At 71.0% G+C, this 18,689-nt stretch carries 11 protein-coding genes; 1 reads left to right on the top strand and 10 read right to left on the bottom strand.

Translation table 11 applies throughout. The features are described from left to right. Nucleotides 1-5 precede the first annotated feature (5 nt). On the top strand, nt 6-2,183 hold the full coding sequence (locus AC07N1_RS12380) for a secretin GspD/PilQ domain-containing protein (RefSeq protein ID WP_494672096.1): 2,178 nt from the start codon (nt 6-8) through the stop codon (nt 2,181-2,183). Here AC07N1_RS12380 and AC07N1_RS12375 read toward each other — a convergent pair. From AC07N1_RS12375 to AC07N1_RS12330, 10 genes are all read right to left on the bottom strand, one after another. After that, nucleotides 2,134-2,589, bottom strand: a complete 456-nt coding sequence (locus AC07N1_RS12375; RefSeq protein WP_494672095.1) for a type IV pilus modification PilV family protein — start codon at nt 2,587-2,589, stop codon at nt 2,134-2,136. The genes AC07N1_RS12380 and AC07N1_RS12375 overlap by 50 nt on opposite strands. Further along, nucleotides 2,586-3,248, bottom strand: a complete 663-nt coding sequence (locus tag AC07N1_RS12370) for a prepilin peptidase (protein ID WP_494672094.1) — start codon at nt 3,246-3,248, stop codon at nt 2,586-2,588. Before AC07N1_RS12370 ends, AC07N1_RS12375 begins: the two co-directional genes overlap by 4 nt. Further along, nucleotides 3,245-4,462 (bottom strand): type II secretion system F family protein, encoded by a 1,218-nt coding sequence (locus tag AC07N1_RS12365; protein ID WP_494672093.1) that lies wholly within the window; start codon nt 4,460-4,462, stop codon nt 3,245-3,247. The genes AC07N1_RS12370 and AC07N1_RS12365 overlap by 4 nt, the downstream gene beginning before the upstream one ends. After that, the gene (locus tag AC07N1_RS12360; protein WP_494672092.1) at nt 4,459-6,150 is read right to left on the bottom strand and encodes a GspE/PulE family protein; all 1,692 of its coding nucleotides are present in this window, start codon (nt 6,148-6,150) and stop codon (nt 4,459-4,461) included. The genes AC07N1_RS12365 and AC07N1_RS12360 overlap by 4 nt, the downstream gene beginning before the upstream one ends. A 141-nt stretch (nt 6,151-6,291) precedes the next feature. Continuing rightward, the gene (locus AC07N1_RS12355) at nt 6,292-7,668 is read right to left on the bottom strand and encodes an HlyD family type I secretion periplasmic adaptor subunit (protein WP_494672091.1); all 1,377 of its coding nucleotides are present in this window, start codon (nt 7,666-7,668) and stop codon (nt 6,292-6,294) included. After that, nucleotides 7,665-9,464: a type I secretion system permease/ATPase gene (locus AC07N1_RS12350; RefSeq protein WP_494672090.1), complete on the bottom strand. Its 1,800-nt coding sequence runs from the start codon at nt 9,462-9,464 to the stop codon at nt 7,665-7,667. The genes AC07N1_RS12355 and AC07N1_RS12350 overlap by 4 nt, the downstream gene beginning before the upstream one ends. Beyond that, nucleotides 9,461-13,219, bottom strand: a complete 3,759-nt coding sequence (locus AC07N1_RS12345; protein WP_494672089.1) for a beta strand repeat-containing protein — start codon at nt 13,217-13,219, stop codon at nt 9,461-9,463. The genes AC07N1_RS12350 and AC07N1_RS12345 overlap by 4 nt, the downstream gene beginning before the upstream one ends. Before the next feature lie 422 nt (nt 13,220-13,641). Next, a complete protein-coding gene (locus AC07N1_RS12340; RefSeq protein ID WP_494672088.1) occupies nt 13,642-14,346 on the bottom strand; it encodes an IclR family transcriptional regulator in 705 nt (234 codons plus the stop codon). 9 nt (nt 14,347-14,355) lie between these two features. Beyond that, on the bottom strand, nt 14,356-15,411 hold the full coding sequence (rhaT, locus tag AC07N1_RS12335; protein WP_494672087.1) for an L-rhamnose/proton symporter RhaT: 1,056 nt from the start codon (nt 15,409-15,411) through the stop codon (nt 14,356-14,358). Nucleotides 15,412-15,413: 2 nt separating this feature from the next. Further along, nucleotides 15,414-18,683 (bottom strand): glycosyl hydrolase, encoded by a 3,270-nt coding sequence (locus tag AC07N1_RS12330; RefSeq protein WP_494672086.1) that lies wholly within the window; start codon nt 18,681-18,683, stop codon nt 15,414-15,416. Nucleotides 18,684-18,689: the final 6 nt, after the last annotated feature.

Genomic DNA, 18,689 nt, shown 5'->3' with positions numbered 1-18,689 from the left:
TCGGCTTGAAGACCAAAGCCGGCCTGAAGACGACGGCCGGAGCGGCCGTCTCGATGCTGCTGGCCTCCTGCGCCTCCTATCAATCGATGCGCACCGTGCTGCACGGCGACGCCGCGCTGCAGGCCGCGACCGGCGACAAGCCGTCCGCGACCGCGCCGCGCGGCCTGGACCTGCCGCTTTCGGCCGACGCCGCGACCGGCGGCGTCCCGACGGGCGGGGCGGTGACCGACGAGGTCCTGGAGGGCCTGGTCTCGCCCGGCGCGATCAACGTCTCCCTGCCGCCCCAGCCCTTGCCGCAGCTGATCAACACGGCGCTGGGCGACCTGCTGGGCCTGCCCTTCGTGATGGCGCCGGAGGTGGCGAGCCGCACCGACGTCGTCACCCTGCGCGGCGCGCCGGGCATGAGCCGCCGAGCGTTCTTCCGGCTGACCGAGGCGGCGCTGAAAACCTACGGCGTGCGCCTGGAGCTGCGCCAGGGCGTGATCAACGCCCTGCCCGCCGCCGGCGCGGCCTCGCCGTCCATGGCGCTTCGCGGGCGGCCCGCCTCGGACACGCCGGAATCGGCCCGGCCCGTCACCCAGTTCGTGCCCGTGCAGTCGATCGCCGTCGATGCGCTGACGACCCTGACCCAGGCGGTCCTGCCCCAGGCCCGGCGCGTGCAGTTCACCACCGATCCGGCCGCCAACACCGTCACCCTGAACGGCGGCGCGCGCGACGTGGCGGCCGTGCAGCAGACCCTGCTGCAACTGGACCAGCCGCGCTTTTCCGGCGTCGGGGTGTTCCGCATCGAGCCCGTCTACTGGTCGGCCGAGAGCCTGGCCCGTTCGCTGTCGGACAGCCTGGAAGGCGAAGGTTTCGCCGCCGGCGCCGATGCGCCCGGCGCGCCCCGCTCGATGCTGGTGGTCCCGTTCGGAGCCGCCAACACGGTGCTGGTCTTCGCCCGAGACCCGGCCGTGCTGGAGCGGGCGCGGGTCTGGGCCGCCAGGCTGGACCAGCCCACGGCGATCGGCGACCGGCCGTCGACCTTCATCTACCAGGTCCGCAACACCGACGCTCAGTCCCTGGCGGCCATGGTCGGAACCAGCGGCGCCGGGAGCATCGGCGCCCTGCCTTCCTCGCCCCCCGGCGCGCCGGGAGCGCCGCCGGCGATGACCGCGGCCCTGAACAATGCGGGCGCGCCCGCCGCCTCCTCCCTGCTGGCCGGAAGCGGCGGCGGAGCAGCGTTCATGAACGGCCGGATCATCGTCGACCAGGGCGGCAACCGCATCCTGTTCACGGGGCAAGCCGACGAGTTCACCCAGCTGCGCGGCCTGCTGGCCAGCCTCGACACGCCGGCCCGGGAGGTGCTGGTCGAGGTGACCATCGCCGAGGTGACCCTGACCGACGAGACCCGCCTGGGCCTGGAGTGGTTCTTCACCCATTCCGGCTCGAACGGGACGACCAGCGGCGGCACGCTGGGGAATCTCGGCCTGTCGACCGGGGGGCTCAGCCTGACCTTCAACGGCACGGACGTGCGCGCGGCGTTCAACGCCTTCGCCTCGAACAACAAGGTCAACATCCTGTCGCGACCGCGGCTGGTGGCGCGCAGCGGCGGCGCGGCAAGGATCCAGGTCGGCACCGACGTGCCGATCATCACCTCGCGCGCCAACAGCTCGACCACGACCGGCGGCAGCACCGACATCCTGCAGACCATCCAGTACCGGCAAACCGGCGTGATCCTGCAGATCCGGCCGATCGTCTACGGCGACGACCGCGTCGACCTGGAGATCAGCCAGGAGGTCTCCAGCCAGCAGGCCAATCCCAACGCCGCCATCGGCAGCCCGCTGATCCTCAACCGCAACATCACCACCCAGCTGTCGCTGGCCGAGGGGGCGACGGCGGTGCTGGGCGGGCTGATCGACGACAGCTACACCAAGGGCAACACCGGCGTGCCGTTCCTGAAGGACATTCCGGTGCTGGGCACGGCGTTCCGCGCCGACACCCTGAACGGCGGCAAGACAGAGCTGGTGATGCTGGTCACGCCCTACATCCTGCGCGACGCCGACGAGATGAACCGCTGGGCCGGCCGCTATGGCGGCGAGATGGACGCGGCCTTCCGGGTGGGACGCGGCTGGTCCTACACCCTGACGCCGTTCAGGGGCGGGCTGGACCTGTCGAAGGCGCGCCCGGACCCGGTCCGCTGACGGCCCGCCAGCCCAGCCGATCCAGCTGGAAGGCGTCGATCGCCCGCCCCTGGGCGGTTTCGATGCGCACGTCCAGCCGCCAGAGCCGCATCTCGTAGGATCCCTGCCCCGTCGGATAGTCGCGATTGGGCCGGGCCGGGGTCAGGGGCGCGGCGGTCCAGCGCACCCATCGGCCGCCGCTCAGCGGCGCGGCCCCGACCGGCCGTTCGGTGGGATTGAGGTCGCGCAGCAGGACCAGGGCGTTGCGGCGGCGGTCCGCTGCGGCGGTCGCCTGCTCGTAGCGGGCCTGGTCGCGCGACAGCTGACGCTGCAGTTCGAAGATCGCCATCAGCACCAGGGCGGCCACGATCAGGGCGATCAGCGCCTCCACCAGGCTGAAGCCGGCCGTGCGAAGACGAGCGCTCATGGCCGCAACGCGCCCAGAAGCAGCACGGCCAGGGCAGGCAGGGCCGCGGCCGCGGCCAGGGGCACGACGACGGCCCCGCCGCCCTCGCCCGCCTTGCGGCGCCGGCTTCGGACCAGGCCCCAGGCCAGGCCCAGCAGCGCGCCGGCCACGATCACCCACAGCACGCGCTGGGGTCCGGTCAGCGCGCCCAGCGCGGTCATCAGCTTGACGTCGCCCAGGCCCAGCCCCTCGACGTCGCGAGCCCGGCGAAACGCCCAGCGCACCACCCACAGCAGCCCGCCGCCGACGGCTGCGCCCGCAAAGGCCTCGCGCCACGGCGGCGCCAGCGGACCGACGAAGGCGAGAAACAGCAACGCGAAGACGTGCAGGTCGGCCACGACCAGGGCCTTGGCGTCCAGCACCAGCACCGCCGTCAGCAGAACGCCGCAGACCGCCAGGGTGGCGACCGTCGCGCCATCGCGCCCGGGGGCCGTCATCCACAATCCCGCCAGCACCAGCAGGCCGACCAGAAACGCCGTCGCGACCAGCCGCCAGGCGTCGCCCTGGGTCCAGCCGCCGTCCAGCGCCTCGCGCATCAGACGGCCCGGGACAAGGCTCGCGACCATCGCCACGACCAGGAGAACGCCCGCCGAGAGCCAGGCCTCGAGGCCGGCGCTCAATAGACGGTCTCGTAGACGCTGGCCAAGGCCATGACCAAGGCCAGGGCCACGACCCCGACCACGCCGGCGATCACCGCCACGGCCAGGGGTTCGATCAGGGCCGTGATCCGCTTGACGTCGTCCCTCAGCCGCTCGTCGTGGGCGTCGGCCATGTAGCCGAACATCGCCGGCAGGCTTCCCGAGCGCTGGCCGGCGCGCAGCAGGCTCAGGTCCATGGCCGTGAGCCGGGTGTGGCGACGCAGGGCGGCGTCCAGCGACTGGCCGGCGCGCAGATCGTCCTCGGCCTTCTCCAGCCCCTCGGTGAAGTCGCCGGGCGGGGCGCCCGCCCGGGCCAGGGCGGCGGCCGGCAGCAGGCCGACGCCGTTGCCGAGGGCCAGGCCCAGCAACCGCGCCCACAGGCTTATCTCCCGCGCTCTCAGCACCCCGCCGATCAGCGGCGCGCCACGGGCGGTCCGGTACAGAAACGCCCGCCCCGCCGGTCGCGTGGCGGTCAGGGCCGCGGCGATCGCCACCAGCGCCAGTCCCGCGCCCAGCAAGGCCGCGTGGGTGTTGACGAAGGCGCCGACGGCCAGCACGGCCTTCGAGATCCAGGGCGTCTGCGGCCGCTCGGGGCCGATCATCGTCGCGAAGCGCGGCACGATCTCGACGAAGATGAACGTCACCGCCGCGGCCCCCGCGAAGGCCAGGAAGGCGGGATAGGTCAGGGCGTTGACGATGTCGCGGCGCAGGCGGTCCTCGTAGGCCATCTGGTCGGCGGCGTCGGCCAGCACTTCTGCGCCGCGCCCCGACGCCTCGCCGACCCGCACCATGGCGTAGACGTAGGGCGGAAACCCCGGCGCATGCGCGGCCAGGCCGTCGGCGAACGGCTCGCCCTGCCTGAGGGCCCGGCCGACCGCCGCGAACTGGGCCCGCCCGCGCACCGACTGCAACCCCGACGCCACGGTCTCCAGCGCCTCCAGCAACGGCACCCCGGCGCGACGCATGATCGCCAGCTGCCGCATGACCAGCACGCGCTCGGCGAGGCGCAGGTCGCGGTCCGCCCCGCCGGACGCGGCGGGCGCGGCCTTCAACTCGGTCACGGTCAGGCCCTCGGCGGTCAGGCGGCGCAGGGCCGCGCCCGGGTCCTCGGCGCGGACGACGTCGCTGACCATCCGCCCCTCCCGGTCGACCGCGCGGTAGCGGAAGGCCTCGCCAGGCGCCTCGGACGCGCTCACGCCTCGCGCTCCGCCGCCGCCGGCTCGTCGGCCGCACCGACGCCCCGCCTCACCTCGGCCAGGGTCGTCAAGCCGGCGCGCGCCTTGCCGTAGCCGTCCTCACGAAGGCTGGAAAAGCCGTTGGCGCGGGCGGTCCGTTCCAGCGCGTCCGGCGCCGCGCGGGCGCGGATCTGGGTCTCCAGCGCGGGATCGCAGCGGACGATCTCGTAGAGGCCCAGCCGGCCCAGATAGCCCGCGCCGCCGCAGGCCTCGCAGCCGACGGGCTCGCGCCAGGCGCCCTGCCCCGGCCCGCCGGCCTCACGCTCGTGGACCTTGGCCTCGGCCGCCGTGCTGGGCCGCGAGCAGTGCGGGCAGAGGCGACGCACCAGCCTTTGCCCGACCAGTCCGCGCAGCACGTCCGCCAGCAGAAAGTCCTCGACGCCCAGGTCGGCCAGACGCGTCACGGCGCCCAGGGCGGTGTTGGTGTGGACGGTCGAGATCACCAGATGCCCGGTCAGGGCGGCCTGGACGGCGATGCGGGCGGTCTCGGGATCGCGGATTTCGCCGACCATGATCACGTCGGGGTCCTGCCGGAGAATGGCGCGCAGTCCGGCCGCGAAGCTCAGCCCGATGTCGGTCCGGGCCCGCACCTGCACCACGCCGGGCAGGTCGAACTCGATCGGATCCTCGACAGTGACGATCTTGCGCCGGTCGTTGAGATGGCTGAGCAGGCGATAGATGGTCGTGGTCTTGCCCGAACCGGTCGGACCCGAGACCAGCACCACCCCGTTCGGCTTGGCGATCAAGCTCAGCAGGTCTGCGGCCTGCGCCTCGCCCAGGCCCAGCTCGGCCAGCTGCGGCAGGCGGTGCGATTTGCCCAGCAGGCGCAGCACTACCGACTCGCCCCAGGCCGACGGCAGGGTCGAGACCCGCAGGTCCAGCTCCTGGCCCGCCGCGCGGATCGACTGGCGCCCGTCCTGCGGCAGGCGGCGCTCGCCGATGTCCATGCCCGACAGCAGCTTGATGCGCGAGCAGACGGCGTCGAACTCGGCCCGTGCGCCCGTGCGGACGGTGGTCAGCAGGCCGTCGATCCGCAGCCGGACCACGAAGCGGTTCTCGAACGGCTCGAGGTGGACGTCGGAGGCCCGGCGCGCCAGGGCTTCGGCGAACAGGCCGTTGACGAACTCGACGACCGGGGTCTCCTGAGCCAGCTCGCGCAGCCTGGCGGCCTCGCCCGGGCCGCCGGCCTCGACCGTCTCGTGCGCGCCTCGGGCCAGGTCGGCCAGCATGGCGGCGATCTCGGCGCGTGCGGCGAGCCGATAGGCGATCGGCCCCGCGAACGCCTGCTCCATGCGCTCGCGCAGGGCAGGATCCAGGGGCTGGGCGGCGGCGCAGATCACGCTCTCGTCCGTTCGCCAGGCGACGGCGCCGCGATCGATCCACCAGGCGGTCGGCGCGCGGACCTCGGCGAACAGGGCCGCGATCTCGGCCGCCGCCGGGCGCTCGTCGTCGCGCAGCACGGGAATGTCCAGTTGCTCGGCGAGGGTGCGCAGCAGGTCGCCTTCCGACAACGCGCCGATCCGGGTCAGCAATTGTCCCAGCAGGCCGCCGATCTCCTGCTGCAGCGTCAGAGCCGCCGCCCGGTCGCGTTCCGAGATCAGGCCCCGCGCCACAAGAAGATCGCCGATCCTGCGCCGCGTCGTCGCCATCCGCTGCCGTCTCCAACCTCATTGACGGCGTAGCGGAAAAACCGCGCGACGGACAGCCGCGGCGCGAGACGGCGTTCATCGATCGTTGGTCGAGCGGCGCCGCCCTCCCCTTTCGATGCGGGCGCGAAACGCCCGCCGTCCTCACTGCTCCCGGAAACTCCTGAACAGCCGCTGTTGCAGCGGCTCCAGCAGGTACTGCAGCGCCGTGCGCTTGCGCAGCGGCGCCACGACCTCGACCGGCAAGCCCGCCTTCAGCGCGGGCGGTTCCCGGCCCGGCTGCCTGAGCGCGGCCAGTTCTTCCGGCGGCACCGCGACCTCGGCCCGGAAGTAGCGCGCGCCGGTCTTGTCGTCGGTGAAGCCGTCGGCCGAGAGCTTGGTCACCGTGCCTTGCAGCAGCGGCAGATGCTGGTCGTGGAACGCCGTCAGCCGCACATCGGCGGTCTGGCCGACATGGATGTCGTCGGCGTCGTTCGGCGACACCCGGGCCTCGATGACCAGCGGCGCGCGCTGCGGCACGATCTCCATCAGGACATCGCCCGGCGCGGCCACGCCGCCGACCGTGAACACCTTGAGCCCCACTACCTGACCCGAGGCCGGCGCGCGGACCATGCCGCGCGACAGCTGGTCGCGCGCCGCCGTGAGCCTTGGCTTGAGGTCGTTGAGCTCGATCTCCGACTGGCGCAGGTCGGTGATCACCTCGTCCATGTGCTCGCGGTCGCCTTGCAGGGCCTGCATGCGGGTCTCGCCGATGCCCTCGCGGGCGCTGGCGGCCTGGGCGCGATAGGCGCCGTCGGTTCCCACGAGGTCGGCCGCGGCCCGTTCGAGCGCCCTCACCCGCGTCAGCGGCGCATAGCCCTGGGCGGCCAGCTTGCGCATGCCATCCAGCTCCTCGCCGATCAGCCGCTGCTGCTCGCGGTTCGCGGCCAGCTGGCGATTATAGCCGTTGATCTGCTCGGCCAACTGGCTGGCCCGTTCGCCCAGCACGCCGCGCCTGGAGGCCAGGGCCGCGCGCTGGGCGGCGAGCTGGCGGCGCTCCAGGCCCATGGCCTCGTCGGCCAGCGTCTGGTCCTCGGCCGGCAAAGCGGCGAAGGCGACCGGCGTGACGGGCTCGGCCAGGCCGTCGCGCTGGGCGATCAGCCGGGCCCTGCGCGCCTCGACCGCGAAGACCCGGGCGGCCAGCGCCCGTTCCTGGGCCCGCACCTCCTGGACGTTCAGCTCAAGCAGCACCTGGCCCTGGCGGACCTTGTCGCCCTCCTGCACCCGCAGCGCCGAGATCACCCCGCCCTCGCGATGCTGCACCGCCTGGCGACTGCCGGAGACCACGACGACGCCCTGCGCATAGGCCCCCGCGTCGAGCGGCGCGAAGGCCGCCCAGCCCATGAAGCCGACAAAGAACAGGCCGGCGGCGGCCAGGCCGACGCGGAGCTCCCAATGGGTCCCGTCGCTGGGGCCGTCTTCCTTGTAGGCGTCGACCGTGATCAGCGCCCCGGCCTTTCTGATGGTGAGCGAAGCGGTCATGGCGCGCCCCCGGTGACCCGCAGATCGGGGGGCGCGTTGGCCGGCCGGGGCAGTCCGGCGACCCGGGCCTCCAGGGCCTGCAGCACCTCGCGGCGCGGGCCGTAGAGGTCCATGGCGCCGTCGCGCAGCACCAGCAGCTTGTCGGCCACGCCCAGGATGTTGAGGCGATGGGCGATGACCACCAGGGCCGCCCCCCTCGCCTTCTGGGCCGCGATCGCATGCTCCAGCGCCGTCTCGCCCTCGAAGTCGAGATTGGAGTTGGGCTCGTCGAGGACGAACACCTGCGGTCCGCCATAGAGCGCCCGGGCCAGGGCCAGGCGCTGGGCCTGGCCGGCCGACACCCCCGCCCCGCCCGGTCCCAGCGGCGTGTCGTAGGCCTGGGGCAGGCGCAGGATCATCTCGTGCGCGCCGGCCGCAGTCGCCGCCGCCACCGCCCGCTCGTCGATCTCGCGCGGGTCGGTCTCGGTGATGCTGGCGAAGCGGGCGATGTTCTCCTTCACCGTGCCGGCGAACAGGCCGCAGTTCTGCGGCAGATAGCCGATGTGGGCGGCCAGGCGCTCGGACTGCCAGTCGGAAAGGTCCGCGCCGTCGATGCGCACGCAACCCTGGTCGGGCGTGAGGGCGCCGACCAGCACCCTGGCCAGGGTGGTCTTGCCCGCGCCGCTGGGGCCGACGACGCCGATGATCTCGCCGGGATTGAGGTCGAAGGAGACGCCGCGCAGGATCATGCCCGCGCCGTCGGCGGCGCGGACGCCGGCCTGCTCGGCCCGCAGCCGGCCCTTGGGCTCGGGCAGGCGCGTGCGGATCGGCGCGGCCGGGGCGCGCTCGAAAAGCTCCACCAGGGTGCGCAGGCCGTCGCGCGCCTGGATCACGCTCTTCCAGGCCCCAACGATCTGCTCCACGGGCGCCAGGCTGCGGCTCAGCAGGATCGAGGCGGCGATCACGCCGCCGGCCGAGATCTCGTGGCGCACCGCCAGCCAGGCGCCGGTCCCCAGCGCCAGGGACTGCAGCGTCAGCCTCAGGAAGCGGATTAGGCCGGTATAGACGCCGCCGGTGAACTGGGCGTCGGCCTGCAGGCCCACGGCGGCGCGACGATCCAGCAACTGGCGCACGATCAGGGGCTCGCGCATGCCCAGCGCCTTGACCAGTCCGCCCTGGCTGGTGATCGCTTCCTGCGTGGCGTAGGCCCCGGCCGAGGCCTCGTTCAAGGCTTCGAGCTTGGCGCGCGTGGCCTGCTCGTTGAGGATCGCGAGCAGCAGCAGGACCCCCGCCCCGATCACCGATATGACGCCCAGCAGCGGGTGCAGGATGAAGCAGAGCATCAGGTAGATCGGGGTCCAGGGCGCGTCGAGCATCGCCGTGGACGCCGGACCCGAGACGACGTTGCGGAAGGCGTCGAACTCGCGCATGGCCTGGCGCAGTCGCGGCCCGGCGTCGGGGGCCAGGCCCCCGGTCAGCCGGGTCAGCACCTCGGGCGCCAACTGGCGGTCGAGGCGCAGGCCCATGCGCACGAGGATGCGCTGGCGAAGGCTGTCCAGCAGGGCCAGGGTGGCCAGGGCGAAGACGACCGCCACGGTCAGAAACGTCAACGACAGGAGCCCGCCGGTGGGCAGGACCCTGTCGTAGATCTGCAGCATGTAGAGGGTCGGCGCCAGGTAGAGGATGTTGACCAGGGCGCTGAAGCCGGCGGCGATCAGCAGGTGCCGCCGGCAGGTCTTCAAGGCGCCGGCCAGCGGCTCGGGAAGGGCGCGCCGCCCCGAGCCTCCCGCCCTGCCCTCGCCGCCCCGGCCGCTCATGCGAGGGCGTCCTCGTGGAAGCGGGTCAGCATGGTCACGAACAGGTGGTCGTCGGCGCTGCACGAATAGGCCACGCCATTGATCGTGCCGTGGTTGTTGTACTCGTCGAGCGCCGTGTGCAACGCCGAGCCGGAGCCCTGCCAGGCCGCGCTGTTCTGCTTGATCGCCAGACCGTTGAAGTCGGCCACGCCGTCATGGTTGGCGTCGGCGTATTGCTGCAGCCAGTCGATGGCCTTGTTCATCTTGTAGGTCGGGCTGTTTGGATCGAGCGCCCCGCCAGCGCCGTTGCCGGCCTCGAAGTTCAGCCAGGCGGCGATGACGTCGCGACCCAGGACATAGCGCGCGTCCTGCGACGGCTTCTGCGAGGCGTCGATGACCTTGAGAGCCATCGCCAGGGACATCTTCAGGGTGTCCTCGCCGGCGTCGGTGACGCCGTTGCCGTTGTAGTCGCCCAGCAGGATGTAGCGCTCTTCCTTGTTGCTGCTGCCCGGGTCGGGGCCGTCGGTGATGCCGTTGTTGAAGGCCAGCAGTTCGCCGTTCGGGAAGTCCGGGCCGGACTTGGTTTCGTTGCCCACCGTGCCGTCCCAGAAGGTCAGGCCGTTGGGCGACAGCCAGAAGCCCGGGGTGCGCGTGCCGACGCAGTCGATCAGGCCGTAGTAGTAGGCCAGGTCATGGTCGCTGACCGGACCGCCGGAATAGCTGCCCGAAGCGGTGGCGTCGTTGACGTGCTGGCCGGCGGTCCAGGGCGCGGAAATCTGGAACTCGGTGCTGGCGCCGACCCCCAGGGTTCCCAGCGTCCGCGCCGTGCCTGCCGCCGCGCCGTTCAGGTCGAACACGGAGTCGGTCACCGAGGCGTTGGTCAGGGTGACGTTGCCGGTGTTGGCGACCACGAACTTGAACATGATGTTGGCGCCGGAGGTGGCGATCGGCCCCATCGGATTGTCCGCGTCGTTCCAGGTCGCGCCGCCATCGATCGAGACGTACTTCTCGATGTCGATGCTCGCCTTCTGCTGCACGGGCACGGTGGCGTCGTCGGTGTCGGGACCGGTCTGGTTGGAGTCGGCGGTGGCCGTATTCTCCAGCTGTCCGTCGCCGCCGCCGTTGGAGTCGAGCTCTCCTTGGGTGACAGTGTGCTTGGCCGTGTAGCCCCAGGTTTCACCGACTTCGAGCAGGCCGTCGTTGTCGCCCGAGACATCGGCGCCGCGGACCAGGGATCCGACATCGGCGTAGGGGTCCGTCACCGTCACGCCGTCCAGCGTCGTGTTGCCGGTGTTGGCGACGATGATGACGTAGCTGATCTGCTCACCGGCCGCATCGGCCGTGCCGCCGGGGACGGTGGCGTCCTTGACGATGTTGAGGCTGGGCCGACGATCGACGGGCACGGTGGCGTCGTCGGTGTCGGGGCCGGTCTGGTTGGAGTCGGCGGTGGCTGTGTTCTCCAGCTGTCCGTCTCCACTGCCGTTGGAGTCGATCTCGGCTTGGGTGACGGTGTGCTTGGCGGTGTAGCCCCAGGTCTCACCGACCTCCAGCAGGCCGTCATTGTCGCCGGAGACGTCAGCGCCGCGGATCAGGGATCCGACATCGGCGTAGGGGTCGGTGACGGTGACGCCGTCCAGCGTCGTGTTGCCGGTGTTGGCGACCGTGATGACATAGCTGATCTGCTCACCGGCCGCGTCGGCCGTGCCTCCAGGCACGGTGGCGTCCTTGGCGATGTTCAGACTGGGTCGGGGGGCGACTGGGACGCTGGCGTCGTCGGTGTCCGGGCCGGTCTGGTTGGAGTCGGCGGTGGCCGTGTTCTCCAGTTGCCCGTCGCCGCCGCCGTTGGAGTCCAGCTCAGCCTGGGTCACGGTGTGCTTGGCCGTGTAGCCCCAGGTTTCGCCGACTTCCAGGAGGCCGTCATTGTCGCCAACCACGTCGGCGCCGCGGACCAGGGATCCGGCGTCGGCGTAGGGATCGGTGACGGTGACGCCGTCCAGCGTGGTGTTGCCGGTGTTGGCGACCGTGATGACATAGCTGATCTGTTCACCGGCCGCGTCGGCCGTGCCGCCGGGGACGGTGGCGTCCTTGACGATGTTGAGGCTGGGCCGACGATCGACCGGGACACTGGCGTCGTCGGTATCGGGACCGGTCTGGTTGGAGTCAGCGGTGGCCGTGTTCTCCAGAGCGCCGTCGCCGCCGCCGTTGGAGTCGATCTCGGCTTGGGTCACGGTGTGCTTGGCCGTGTAGCCCCAGGTTTCGCCGACCTCCAGCAGGCCGTCATTGTCGCCAACCACATCGGCGCCGCGCACGATCGAGCCGGCGTCGGCGTAGGGGTCGGTGACGGTGACGCCGTCCAGCATCACGTTGCCGGTGTTGGCGACGGTGATGACGTAGCTGATCTGCTCGCCGGCCGCGTCGGCCGTACCGCCGGGGACGCTGGCGTCCTTGGTGATGTTGAGCGCGGGATTGCGGGTCAGGGCGACGGTCTCGGGATCGGTGTCCGACGCCGTCAGGCCGCTGGCCGAGACGCCCGTGGCCGTACCGGTGTTGGTGTAGCCGGCGGCCTCGATCTCGGCCTGGCTGAAGACGTGGAGCAGGCTGCCGGTGGCCGCCGCTCCGGGCGCGAGGTCGTCGGCCTGGCCGTCGCCGTCGCGGTCGGTGAGGCCCGTGAGCGTCACGGGGATGTCGTCGGCCGTGTTTCCGGGCGTGCCGTTGTCATCCGTCAGGGTGACGTTCAGCAGGTTGATCGTGCCGGTGTTGGTGACCGTGAAATTGAAGAGCTGGGTGTCGCCCGCGTCATCGCCGTTGCCGTCGCCGTCGGTGCGGGTTCCTGCCGTCTTGACCACGTCGACATGCGGCGGGATCGGCTGGTTGCCGATCTCGACATTGTAGGTGGTGGCCGCGCTCAGGGTGACGGTCTCGAAGGCGCCGGTGGTCTGGCTCCAGCCGTCCTTCAGCACCTCGTCGACCTGGACCGTACCCAGCGATATCGGCAGGCCGCCGATCTGGAACGAGCCGTCGGCGCCGGTGACCGTCGAGCGTTCGCCCGCGTCCAGCACGCCGTTCTTGTTGTCGTCGACGAAGATCGTCCAGCCCGACAGGCCGGCCTCGCCCGCGTCCTTGACCCCGTCGCCGTCGGCGTCGAGGAACTTGACGCCGCTGATGATGGCGGCCTGCTCGGTGTTGAACTCCTCGAAGCCGTCGTCGGCGCCGTAGGCCGTGCCCGGCCGGCCGAACTCGGCGTACATGGTGATGTAGGCCGTGCTCAGGTCGGCGCCGCCGAACAGGGAGACCGGCACGTAGAAGACGTAGTCGTCGTTGCCGCTGCCCGAGGAGTGGGCGTCCATCAGCAGCGTCTTGTCGCCGCCGGCGTCGAGATCGAAGATCTTGGTGAAGTCGGCGTCGAGTTCCTGCGTGCCGGCGACATAGTCCGCGCCCGTCGCCGGGGCGGACGAATAGTAGATCTTCATCGCGTTGAGCGCGGTCAGCGGATTGGCGTTGGTCTCATTGAGGTCGAGCCGGAATTCCAGGTACTGCACGCCGTCGATCACCCGGATGGGGATCTGGTTGAAGGTCAGGCTGCTGGTCTTGGCGGCGTTGGTGTTCAGCACGCCGCTGGCGTCGGTGTTGAAGCCGTTCTCGTTGCCGTCGTTGTCGCCGATGGCGAGGAACGGGGCGTAGAGGCCGGTGCCCGATCCGATTGGGCTTCCGTAGGTGATGATCACGCCGTTGACCGTGGTCGTACTGCCTGGTGCGGTGATGTCTATGTCGGCCATGACTGGCTCCCGAACGCTTCGCGCGGGAGCCGCAAGGCCCGTCCGCGCGATCCAAAGGAAGGCCTCGATCACAACGTCGACGGGGGAGACGGGGTTGGCGGGTCCAGGGTCGGCGCAGGAAGCGTTGGCGCGGATACCTGAAGTTCGCGGCGGCTTTCCGGGATGCGGTCCTCCGCCTCCCCTGTCGCCGTTGAGACATTCATGAAACGCGAGACGCCTACGCGAAGCGAAACAGCGGTTACCGATCTGCCTAGTTCAGCCTCGCGTCAATAACTCGGCCTTAGCAATGAAAAGACGTCATGCAGGATGCATTACGGATAACGTCTCAGCCGTCACCATAATTTTGCAGTCAAAAATCAATCATTGAAACGCCCTAGGCTTTCGCCAGGGCGGCGGCGTCCGAAAACTCGCCAAGGGGAGCCCTATTCGCCGCCGATCCTGCGACTCAGGGCCTGGCCGGCTTCGCGGACCTGGGTCCTAAGGCGCTCCAGGCGTTCGTCGTCGAGATATTGTGGGATGGTCGACAGGCTGATGGCCGCGACGATCGCGCCGGCGGCGTCGCGCACGGGGGCCGCGATGCAGACGATGGCGTCGCCGAACTCGTCGCGGTGGAAGCCCAGACCCCGGGTCCGCGCCTGGCGCATGACGGCGGCCCATTCGGGCGTCTCGCCGGCCTCGTCGCTGCCGTCGAGCATCAGCGCCTGGCCCATGGCCGTCTGGCGAAGCTGGTTGCGCGCGCCGACGCCGTGGCGGACGACCAGCCGGCGCGTGCCGGGCGACTGGGCGACATAGATCACCTCCTCGCCGTCGCGCACGCCCAGATTGGCCGCGTCGCCGGTGTCGCGGGTTAGGCCTTCGAGGATCGGCTGGGCGAGCCTGGGCAAATCGACCGCGCGCGCGGCGCTGGCGCCCAGGGCGAACATGCGCGGTCCCAGCTTGTAGCCCTGGCCGCCGACGTCCAGATGACCGCGCTCGGCCAGCAGGGCCGCCAGCCGGTAGGTCGTGCTGCGGCTCAGCGACAGCCGCTCGGCGATCTGCGCCGGACTGGCGCAGCCGGCGGCCACGGCCTCGAGGATGTCGAGGCCGCGATGCAGGGTCTGGGAGAGCTTCTGGGCGCTGTCGGTCATCAGGTCATCCTACCCCGCCAGCGCGTTGCCGATACCGATGACGACGGTCGAGGCCACCAGTACGGCGATGCCCATCACCACCAGGCCGCGCGTCCGCTTGCTGGCCGGCGCCCACTCCTTCAGGGCGAAGCCCCACAGCGTCGAGAAGATGATGATGCTGGCCATGTGCAGGGTCCAGCTGGAGAAGCCGAACCGGCCCATCTGGCTCTCCCCCATCGTGTAGAAGAAGAACTGCAGGTACCAGGCTAGGCCGCCCAGGGCGCAGAGGCCGAAGTTGAGGGCCAGCGGCGCGCCGGCGCCCTGCCCTCGCCCGAGCCATTCGCCGGCGCTGCGGTTCTTGAGGATCAGCCCGCCGCACCAGACCAGATTGGTCGAGAGACCGCCCAGCAGCACCACGCACAGCACCGGCAGGCCTTGCCACAGCACGCCCGTGCCGTGTTCCAGCGACAGCCTGCGGATCGGCTCGCCGGCGGCCAGGCCGAAGGCGAAGCAGGCGCTCATGATCCCGGAGAACACCGCGACCGCCAGGCCCTTCCTGAGGTCGAACTCGCCGACGGCGGCGGTCTTGGCCTCGTGCGACAGCTCGGCCTCCTTGGCCTTGCCGGCCAGGGCCACCAGCACGATGCCCAGCAGGGTGACGACGACGCCGGCCAGGATCACCCGGCCGCTGGTGTTGGCCAGCAGCTTGTCGGCGAAGGTGCCGTCGAACAGCGGCGGCACCAGCGTGCCGAAGGCGGTCGTCAGGCCCAGGGCCACGGCCATGCCCAGCGAGAGGCCCAGATACCGCATGGTCAGGCCGAAGGTCAGGCCGCCCAGGCCCCACAGGGCCCCAAACAGCCAGCACCAGAACAGCGTCGCGCGCGGTGTGGCGGCCAGCACGGCCAGCAGGTCCTTGGTCTGCAGGCTGGCGAACAGCCACGGCGCGATCAGCCAGCTGACGATGCCGCCGGTCAGCCAGAAGATCTCCCACGACCACTTCCGCACGCCCTTGTAGGGCACGTAGAAGCTGGCCGAGGACAGCCCGCCCAGCCAGTGGAAGACGAGCCCGAGAAGCGGATTGCCCATGACTACTCCTGGCGCTCCACGATCAGCCTGGCGGGTTCGAGGAGACCCGACGGCGAAAGCGGCGCCTGCGGCGGATAGGGATCGAAGGTGGCGAAGGTCTTGGCGCCGGCGTAGCCCGGCTGCTTGTCGCCGATCAGGCGGTTGGGCCACAGGTTGACGACCTTGACCTCCAGCCTGTTGTCGCCGGCCTTCAGGGCGTCGGTGACGTCGATCTCGAACGGCGCCTTCCACAGCACGCCCAGGTCCTTGCCGTTGACGCTGACGCTGGCCAGGTTCTTGACCGCGCCCAGGTCGAGCACGACGCGAGCCCCCTTCCTCGCCTTCGGAGCCTTGAAGGTGGTGGTATAGGCGGCCGTTCCGGAGAAGTAGCGCACGGCCGGATCCGCATTCTCGGTCCAGGAGCCGGGCTTGACGTCCTTCAAGGTCGGGCCTTGCGGGAAGCTCAGCGTCCAGCCGCCATCGATGGTGGCGGCCACGGTGCGGACCTTGGCCGGGACTGTGCGTTCAGGCGGTCCAGCCTTGCGGAACACCACGAACACGGCGTCGTGGGCGTTCAGCGCCAGCGGCACGGTTGTGCGGCCGCCGACGGTCTTGTAACTGGCCGGCGTGATCGAGCCGGTGTCGGCCCGCCAGATTTCGGCTTCGCGGCCGCTGGCCCGGAAGCTGACCTCGGCGGTCTTGGCTTCACCTGGGTTGCTGACGAAGTAGAGGTCGCCGTCCGGCAACTGGCGGTGCACGAAGCGCAGGCCCGCGCCGCCGTCGTCGGCGTCCGGACCGATCCCCGCCAGGGCCGCGCCGAGGTCGGCGCTCACGCCCGCGAAGACCTGGTCGGCCAGGCGCTGGAACTCGGCCGGATCGTCCGACAGGCTGGGCGTGGCGTCGGGGCGGACGCCGACGATCGGCACGCCGGCCGCCTTCAGGGCCGCCAGCTTGCGCAGGACGGGAACGGTCATGCGGCGCACCGACGGATCGATGGCCAGCACCCGGTAGCGCATGCCCGAAGGCGTGGCGACCTGGCCGTCCTGGGCCTCGACCAGATTCACCAGGGCGTCGCCGTTAACGAAGTCGTAGGCGTGGCCGGCCGGGATCTTCGGCATGGCCTTGCCGTAGAGCTCGGTGATGTTGCCGTCCTCGCCGTAGAACCAAGCGACGTCTGCGGCGAAGCGGCCCTGCTGCAGCAGCAGCGAGCTGCGCGACAGATAGTCGATCCACGGCCCCGCCTGCTCGGCCCAGGTCTCCTTGCGGGTGAACCACTGGCCGAAGATGGCCAGGGTCATGCCGGGTCCAGCCGTGTCGAGCGGCTGATGCACCGAGGTGTGGATGATGAAGCGGTTGAGGCCGTTGGCCATCATCGCGTCGGCGGTCGGCTTCAGCTTGGCCGGGTCGTAGCCGAAGGGGCTGCTGGCGCTGGTGAACGACTCCGCCGCCACCAGGTTCTGGCCGTAGAGGTGGGCCACCGACGCGCTCTCGCGGATATCGGCGTCGTAGCTGAAGGGATCGTTGGTGACCGGCACCTCGGTCCAGGTCGCGCCCATCGGCACGTCGGCGCTCTTCTTGACCTGCATGCCGTCGCCGACGAAGGCGCGGCCGGTCTCGTGGGACTCACCGTAGCGCTTCATGCCCCGCGCATGCAGGGCGTCCGACAGCGCGCCGTAATGTTCGTCGGCGATCAGGTCGCCGATGGTCTTGCGGAAATCCCACAGGAAGGCGTCGCTGGCCGCGGCGCTCTCGACCACCCGGCCGCTCAGCACCGGCAGCCAGGGCCGGGGGTCATAGCCGCGCCGGGCCTGGAACTGGGCCAGCATCTTCTCGGTCCAGTTGGCCGAGCCGGCCTCCCAGCTGTCGGTGATCATCGCCTGGACGCCGCGCTTGCCCATCAGCTCGGGGCCGACGGTCTGCCGGTAGAGGTCCAGATAGGTGTCGGCATAGGCGGTGACGTGCTCGCGGCTGAGCTTGTCGACCTCCAGCCCGGTGCCTTCGGCCGAGGCCGGGCTGTTCTGGCGGCCGGTCAGCGAATAGCCGTAGCGCAGCACCTCCCAGCGGCCGGCCGGCGGCGTCCAGTCCAGGGTCCCGTCGGATTTCAGACGATCGGTCAGGTCGACGACGTCGGCGCGATGCACGATGGTGTCGGCCGAGGCCTGGGGCGTCGGATCCTCGTCCAGGCCGCCGGCCGACGACCAGCCGGCCTTGTCCTCGAAGCGGTGCACCCGCGCGCCGGCCTCGAAGGCCAGCTCGGCGATCTGGTGGCTGGTCGGGTCCTTCAGCCCGGCCATGGCCAGGGCCGGGTTGGACGGCCGCGGCAGGAAGACGACCCGGAAGTAGCGCGCCGTCGTCGCCGGGAAGGCTACGGTCTGCTGCAAGGCGCCGTGGACCGGCAGCTTGACGATCGGACGGAAGGCCTTGCCGTCGTCGCTGGCCTCGATACGGCCCTCGGGCGCCGTGGCCCCGAACTCGCCGAAGCCGCCGGCATGGGCGGCCACCAGCCGCAGCGCCCGCAGGGTCTGGGGCTTGGCGTATTCAACCTGGATCCAGGTCTCCTTGTCGGGTGCGAAGCGCAGTTCGACCTGGCGCACCAGGTCGCCGTCGGTCAGCAGGGCGACATTGATGGGATTGCTGGCGGTGATCCTGGCCGGCGCGACAGGCGCCTGCTCGGCCGCCGGCAGGCGGTAGGCGACCACGGCCGCGTCACGATAATAGGTCGGCAGCTCCCCTTTGATCGCCGCCATCGCCGAGCCGCCGCCCGGCACGCCCAGGAACGGACCGCTCACCGACGGCGGCGCGGCCAGGGGCTTGTCGAGCTTGCGCCCGCCCTCGACGATCGTCTCGCTCCAGACCAGCTTCTTCATCGCCTGTTCGGGTCTGACCCAAGGACCGCCGGTCTCGCTCCAGCCGGGCGAGCCGGCGATGGCGAACTCGAAGCCGTCGGCGTCGGCCGTTTGGACGGCGTGCTTGAACGCCGCCCGCCACTCCGGCGTCATGAACACCAGGCGCTTGTCGACGATGTGCGGGGTGTCGAAGAAGCCGCCGTCGTTGAAGCCGGCGTCGAAGTTCTGCACCCCGGCCAGGCCGATGCGCTTCATCCAGGCCAGGTCCTTGTCGATGCCGTCCTGGGTGACGTTGCCGCTCATCCAGTGCCACCAGACGCGCGGCCGGGCCGTGTTGGGCGGATCGACGAAGCTCTTCGCAAGCTCTTCCTGCCGAGCCAGGGCCGGCGATCCGGCGAGCATGGCGGCCAGGGCCGCTCCGGCGATCAGGCGTCGAGCCAGGGTCATGGGCGT

It is taken from the genome of Caulobacter sp. GW821-FHT09B11 (assembly GCF_059418205.1).
Note: the sequence above shows the minus strand (reverse complement) of the source record. Positions and strands in the feature narration are given on the sequence as shown.